The organism is Falsiroseomonas oryzae, from assembly GCF_027856955.1.
GTDB classification, from domain to species: Bacteria; Pseudomonadota; Alphaproteobacteria; order Acetobacterales; family Acetobacteraceae; genus Falsiroseomonas; species Falsiroseomonas oryzae.
On sequence record NZ_JAPSMD010000299.1, the window covers coordinates 1 to 6,773 of the forward strand.

Genomic DNA, 6,773 nt, shown 5'->3' on the forward strand with positions numbered 1-6,773 from the left:
CGGCACCGTCGCGCTGTTGCGCGCCGATGCGGAACAGGGCGCGCTGCTCCTGGCGCGCGCCCGCCCAGGCACGAGGCTGCTCGACCTGGCGCGTGTGGACGATGACGCCGCCACCCGCATCGCCGCGCGCCTGATCGCCGCGCTGCCTAGCCCGCCGCCCAGGGGCGCGCTCTTCGCCGAGGCGGCCGGCTGGGGCCGCGCCCTGGCCATGGCGGCCGGGCATCTCGAGGCCGGATTGATTGACCGAACGGCCGGTGAATTGCGCGACCTGGTCGCCTCCGCGCTGCCGCCGCTGCTGCTGCATGGCGACCTGCACCACGCCAACATCCTGCGCGACGGGGATGGCTGGGTGGCAGTGGACCCGAAGGGCCTGCTCGGCGAGCCCGCCGCGGAGGCCGCCTGCCTGCTACGCAACCCGGCCGACGCCGCCCTTCTTGCCCGCGCGCCGCGCCGGGCGGCCATCATCGCCGAGGAAACCGGCCTCGACCGCGCGCGCGTGTTGGCCTGGGGGCGGGTGGGGTCGGTGATCGCCGCCTGCTGGGCGGTCGAGGACGGCGCCGACCCGGCGCCCTGGCTGGCCGCCGAGGCCGCGCTGCGCGACGCCTGACCGGACGGCCGCGCCTCAGCGCCCCTCCAGGAACTCCGCCACCCGCGCGATCTGCCCGGTATCCATCAACGCCGGCGCGTGCCCGATGCCCGGCAGCGTGACCAGTTGGACCCCGGGCCGCATCGCCATCTCGGCCGCCGTCTCGGCATCCAGCACGTCACTCTCGGCGCCGCGGAGCAGCAGGATCGGCAGCGCCACGCGCGACCAGACGAGGGAGAGGTCCACGGGCCCGGTCGCCGACTCCTCGAAGGGCACGGCGATGCCGGGGTCGTAATGCATGCCGAACCGGCCATCCGGCAGGGGCCGCGCACTGCTCTCGGCCAGGTGGCGCCACTGCGCATCGGTCAGCGGGCCGAAAGGGGCATGCACCAGGCGCAGATGCGCCTCCAGCGCCTCGATGTCCTCGAAGGCCAGCGGCAGCTTCACGTAGGCGGCGATGCGCTCCGCCGCGGTCGAGGGCACGCGGCTGCCGATGTCGTTCAGCACCAGCCGGCGCAGCGGGTGCCCGGCGGCGGCGGCGACCATCATGCCGCAGATGCCGCCCAGCGAGGTGCCCACCCAGTCCACCGGCTCCTCCAGCCGCGCCAGCAGATGCCCCAGCGCCACCACATAGGAGACGGGCGTGTACAGCTGCGGGTCGTGCAGCCGGTCCGACGCACCGCGGCCCGGCAGGTCCGGGCACAGCACCCGGCGCCCGCGCGCCGCCAGCGCCTTGGCCAGCACGTCGAAATCCCGGCCCGTCCGGGTCAGGCCGTGCACGCAGACCACCGGCGGCCCGTCCTCCGGGCCCCACTCGGTCCAGGCCAAACCGTGGAAACAGCCGGCAAGCAGGTAGCGCAGGCGATGCTGGCGGGCGGTCATCGAACTTCCCTCGATCGGCGGGCCAACTGCCCGGTGGCAACGCGGTGCGACTGCCGTGCAGGCGGCACGACGCCGATCACCCCTGGCGGAACAGGATCAAATTCCTGTATCCTGCCGGAGATGCGGCGCCCCGCTGCCCTTTCCGCGCTTCCCCCCGGCCCCCGCCCTGTCACCCGGAAGGGGATTTTGTCCGAAACCGGCGCAACCCGGCATCGCCAAAGCGGCAAAGTCGCAAGGCCGGGCTCAGACCACGCCCTTGGTCTTGAGCGCGGCGACTTCGTCGGCCGTCATGCCCAGCAGGCCGGACAGCACCTCCTCCGAATGCTCGCCCAGCAGCGGGGGCGGGACACGGTAGTCGGGCGGGGTCGCGGAGAGGCGCACGGGGTTGGCGATCACCTTCACCGTCTCGCCGGAGGCATGCGGCAGCGGCACCACGCAGCCGCGCGCCTGGACATGCGGGTCGGCGAAGACCTCGGAGAGCTTGTTGATCGGCCCGCAACCGATCTTGAGCGCCTCCAGCGCCTCCACCCACTCGGCCGTGGTCTTCTGCTGCATCAGCGGCGTCAGCGTGTCCGTCACCAGCTGCCGGTTCGCCACGCGCGCGGCATTCGTGGCGAAGCGCTCGTCGGCCAGCAGCGCCTCCTGACCGAAGGCCTTGCAGAAGCGCTCGAAGGTCGGGTCGTTGCCCACGGAGAGCACGATGTGCCCGTCCTTCGTCGGGAAGACCTGGTAGGGCACGATGTTCGGGTGCTGGTTGCCCAGCCGCTCCGGGTTCTCGCCAGTGGCCAGGTAGTTCATCCCCTGGTTCGCCAGCCAGGCGACGTGGGTGTCCAGCATGCCGATATCGATCTGCTGGCCGTTGCCGGTGCGTTCGCGGTGGCGCAGCGCCGCCAGGATGCCGATGCAGCCATAGAGCCCGGCGAAGAGGTCGGCGACCGGCACACCCACCTTCTGCGGCAGCCCGTCGGGCTCCCCGGTCAGGCTCATCACGCCGCCCATGCCCTGGATCAGCGAATCGTAGCCCGGCCGCGGCGCATAGGGCCCAGTCTGACCGAAGCCGGTGATCGAGCAGTAGATGAGCCCGGGATACTTCGCCCGCAGCTGATCGTAGCCCAGCCCATACTTGGCCAGCGCGCCAACCTTGAAGTTCTCCACCAGGATGTCGCAGGTCTCGAGCAGGCGGTGGATGATCGCCTGGCCTTCCTCCGCCGCGATATCCAGCGTCAGCGACTTCTTGTTCCGGTTGACGCCCAGGAAATAGGCGCTCTCCTGCGTGTTCGGCCAGAAGGGCGGCGCGAAGCCGCGGGTGTCGTCGCCAGCCCCGGGCCGCTCGATCTTGATGACCTCGGCGCCCAGGTCCCCCAGCATCTGCGTGCAGGTCGGGCCGGCCAGCACCCGGGTCAGATCCAGGACCCTGAGGCCCCTGAGGGGGCCGCTCGGCGCCTTCTCCACCATGTCGTCTCCAGTCCTCTCCGCCCCGTGCCTGCCGCGCCATTGCCGCGCGCGGCTGGCCGCCGCATGTTCGCCCCGCTTATTAGGTCCCGATCCCGCGGGAGGAAACCCATGCTCGACCGTCCCCATCCTACGCCCGAGGCGCCGACGAACGATTGCTTCGCGCTGGCGCGCGCGCTGTCCGGCCATCACTTCATTGCGGGGCGCTACGTGCCCGCCCGCTCCGGCAAGACCTTCGCCGTGGTGAATCCCGCCACCGGCGAGCAGGTCGGCACCGCGGCGGAGGGCGATGCGGCGGATGTGGACGCCGCGGTGCGCAACGCGGCGGAGGCGCAGAAGGCCTGGGCGAAGGTGCCCGCCCGCAAGCGCGGCGCGCTGGTCCATGCCTGCGCCGCGGCGCTGAAGGAGCATGTCGAGGAGCTCGGCCGCCTCATCGCGCTCGAGACCGGCAAGGCCCTGCGCACCGAGTCGCGCGTGGAGGCGAATGTCGTCGCCGACGTCTTCGAGTTCTTCGGTGGCCTCGGCAGCGAGCTGAAGGGCGAATCCGTGCCCTTCGCGCCGAACGTGCTGAGCGTGACCGTGCGCGAGCCGCTCGGCGTGGTCGGCGCGATCATCCCCTGGAACGTGCCCATGCTGCTGATGGCGCTGAAGGTCGCGCCCGCGCTGGTGGCCGGCAACGCCGTGGTCGTGAAGTCGGCCGAGGAGGCCCCGCTCGCGGTGCTGCGCATCTGCGAGATCCTGAACCGCGTGCTGCCGCCCGGCGTGTTCAACATGGTCTCGGGCTTCGGGCCGGAATGCGGCGCGCCGCTGGTCAGCCACCCGCTGGTCAAGAAGGTGACCTTCACCGGCTCCGTCGAGACCGGGAAGATCGTCTACAGGACCGCGGCCGAGAAGCTGATCCCGGTGACGCTCGAGCTCGGCGGCAAGTCGCCGATGATCGTCTTCGCCGACTGCGACTTCGACAAGACGGTCTCCGGCGCGCTCACCTCCATGCGCTTCACCCGCCAGGGGCAGAGCTGCACGGCGGCGTCGCGCATCTATGTGGAGCGCCCGATCTTCGACCGCTTCGTGGCGGCGATGAAGTCGGCCGTGGACAACATGGTCATGGGCGACCCGCTGGACGAGAAGACGGACATCGGCACCATCATCAGCTGCGGCCAGTTCGACAAGGTGCGCGGCTTCATCGAGGAAGGCACGAAGACCGCGGGTGCGACGGCGCATGTCTGCAGCCGCATGCCGACCGACCCCGCGCTGAAGAAGGGCCTGTTCATCCAGCCCGTGATCTTCACCGGCCTGACGAAGGACAGCCGCCTGGTGAAGGAGGAGATCTTCGGCCCGGTCACCGTGATCCAGCCCTTCGACGACCCGGAGGCCGTGCTGGCCGAGGCGAATGACAGCGAATACGGGCTGGCGGCGTCGCTCTGGACCAACAACCTGAAGGTGGGCCTGGACCTGGCGCACCGGCTGGAGGCGGGGCTGGTGCAGATCAACCAGAACCTCGTGGTGCAGGCGAACCTTAGCTACGGCGGCGTAAAGAGCTCCGGCCTCGGCAAGGAAGCGAGCCTGGAGGCGATGCTGGAACACTTCACGCACAAGAAGACCATCATGGTGAACATGGGCTGACGCCCCGGCGTCGCGCGCGCGGGCGCGCGCCGGCCGCGCCCGCGCATGCTGTTCAACTCCTTCGCCTTCCTCCTCGTCTTCCTCCCCGTCGCGCTGGTCCTGCACGGCGCGGCGGCGCGCTTCGCGCCGCGCTGGCGGCTACACGTGCTGCTGGCGCTCTCGGTCGTGTTCTACGGCTGGTGGGACTGGCGGCTCGCGCCGCTGATCCTCGCCTCGACGCTGGCGAACTGGCTGGTCGCGCGGTTCTGGCTCCGCCACCGGCCCCGGTTCCTGATCACCGGCGCGGTCGCGGCCAACCTCGCGGTGCTCGGCTTCTTCAAATACTGGGACTTCTTCGCCGCCGCCGCCGAAGCCGTGCCGGGCCTGCTGGTGGTGCGGCTGGAACTCGCCCTGCCGCTCGGCATCAGCTTCTTCACCTTCCACCACATCATGTACCTGGTGGACCTGCGCGCCGGCCGCGCGCCGGCCTACGACCTGACGCGCTACGGTCTCTACATCATGTTCTTCCCGCAGGTCCTGGCGGGGCCGCTGGTGCGCTGGTCGGAGGTGATGCACCAGTTCGCGCGCGACCCCTTCCCGCCCGGCTGGCAGGAGACGGCGGGGCGCGGCGCGATCCTGCTGGTGCTGGGGCTGGCCAAGAAGGTGCTGGTGGCCGACCCGCTCGCCGGCTACGCCGACCCGGTCTTCGCCGCCGCGGCTTCCGGCGCACCGCTGACGGTACTGCAGGCGTGGCAGGGGACGCTGGCCTTCGGGCTGCAGATCTACTTCGACTTCTCCGGCTATTCCGACATGGCGCTCGGGCTCGCGATGCTGTTCGGCATCCGCCTGCCGCCGAACTTCGAGGTGCCGTACCGCGCGACCAACCTGCAGGAGTTCTGGCGCCGCTGGCACATGACGCTGTCGCGCTTCCTGCGGGACTACCTCTACATCCCGCTCGGCGGGAACCGCTTCGGCCTGCCGCGCCAGGTGGGAGCGCTGGTCGTCACCATGGGGCTGGGCGGGCTGTGGCACGGGGCCGGCGTCACCTTCATCCTCTGGGGATTGCTGCATGGCGTCGCGCTGGCGGTGCTGCTGCTGTGGCGCCGCGCCGGTCTGCGGCTGCCAACCGTGCTCGGCTGGGCGCTGACCATCGGCTTCGTCTTCCTGGCCTGGGTGCCGTTCCGCGCGACGGACCTCGACGCTGCGCTGCGCATGTGGGAGGCGATGGCCGGCCTTGCCCCGCTGGGCGGGGAGTTCAAGTGGCGCGCCATCGCGATCGGCGCCGCCTGCGCGCTGCTCGGCCCGACCGCGCTGTCCCTGGCGGAGCGCGCAAGGCCGACGCGTGTGGCGCTCGCGGTGGTGGCGCTGCTCTGGCTCGCCGCGCTGCTGCGGATCGGTGACGATGTCAGCTACCAGTTCATCTACTTCCAGTTCTGAGCCCCCCGCCGCGGGCCTGGGCTGGCCGCGCTTCCTGCGCCGGGCGGCGCTGCTGGCCGCGCTTCTGCCGGCGCTGTTCCTTGCGCTGCTCGTCGTGGTGGATCCCTATGACAGCGGCCGCCTGTCGCCCTTCCCCCTGGCCGGCGCGCCGACGATCGGACCGCGCCTGGCGCATGCCAGCCGCGGGCGCGACCCCGGCTTCGACGCCGCCATCATCGGCAACTCCCACATGCAGCTGATCTCCCCGGCGCGGCTCGACGCGGCGACGGGGCTACGCTTCGTCTCGCTGACGGTGCAGGGCAGCGGCGTGCGGGAACAGGCGGCGCTGCTCGGCTGGTTCCTGCGCCACCGGCCGTCGCCGCCGGCGGCCATCGTCGTCGGGGTGGACACCATGACCTGCGCCACCGGGGCGGCGCCGATGCAGAGCCACCCCTTCCCCTTCTGGCTCTACGAGGAGAGCACGCTCGGGTATCTCGGCGGCCTGTTCCGCTCCGACAGCGCGGAGCACGCCTTGCTGCGGATCCGCGCCAGGCTGAACGGCGGCCCCTTCGGCCGCGCCGACGGCTACGAGGACTACGAGCAGGGCTGGCGCGGCCGGTGGAGCGCCGGCGACGCCATTCCCGGGAGCGGGCCATTGGCGGACGGTCCCGGCCCCTTCCCCGGCGTGGCCGCGCTGAGCGCGGCACTGCGGGCGCTGCCGGACAGCACCGCCGTCGTGCTGGTCGTCCCGCCGGTCTTCGCCCCGCTGCTGCCACCGCCCGGCAGCGCCGCGGCGCGCAACGGCACCGCCTGCCTGGACGCGCTGCGCGCCGCG

The 6,773-nt window shown here is 71.7% G+C and carries 6 protein-coding genes; 4 read left to right on the forward strand and 2 right to left on the reverse strand.

The genetic code is table 11. The features are described 5' to 3' along the window. The coding region (locus OZN99_RS22265) for an aminoglycoside phosphotransferase family protein (RefSeq protein ID WP_270937449.1) at positions 1-607 on the forward strand (607 nt) is incomplete at its 5' end. 15 nt (positions 608-622) lie between these two features. Here OZN99_RS22265 and OZN99_RS22270 read toward each other — a convergent pair. Further along, positions 623-1,468 carry an alpha/beta fold hydrolase gene (locus OZN99_RS22270; RefSeq protein ID WP_270937450.1) on the reverse strand — a complete coding sequence of 282 codons (846 nt, stop codon included), beginning with the start codon at positions 1,466-1,468 and terminating at the stop codon, positions 623-625. A gap of 243 nt (positions 1,469-1,711) precedes the next feature. After that, on the reverse strand, positions 1,712-2,923 hold the full coding sequence (locus OZN99_RS22275; protein ID WP_270937451.1) for a CaiB/BaiF CoA transferase family protein: 1,212 nt from the start codon (positions 2,921-2,923) through the stop codon (positions 1,712-1,714). 108 nt (positions 2,924-3,031) lie between these two features. On the opposite strand from OZN99_RS22275, the gene OZN99_RS22280 reads away from it, so the two are divergent. From OZN99_RS22280 to OZN99_RS22290, 3 genes are all read left to right on the forward strand, one after another. After that, the gene (locus tag OZN99_RS22280) at positions 3,032-4,543 is read left to right on the forward strand and encodes an aldehyde dehydrogenase family protein (protein ID WP_270937452.1); all 1,512 of its coding nucleotides are present in this window, start codon (positions 3,032-3,034) and stop codon (positions 4,541-4,543) included. A gap of 45 nt (positions 4,544-4,588) precedes the next feature. After that, positions 4,589-5,959 (forward strand): MBOAT family O-acyltransferase, encoded by a 1,371-nt coding sequence (locus OZN99_RS22285; protein ID WP_270937453.1) that lies wholly within the window; start codon positions 4,589-4,591, stop codon positions 5,957-5,959. Further along, positions 5,925-6,773 (forward strand): hypothetical protein (locus OZN99_RS22290; RefSeq protein WP_270937454.1); only part of this gene is annotated, 849 nt, incomplete at its 3' end. The genes OZN99_RS22285 and OZN99_RS22290, both read left to right, overlap by 35 nt.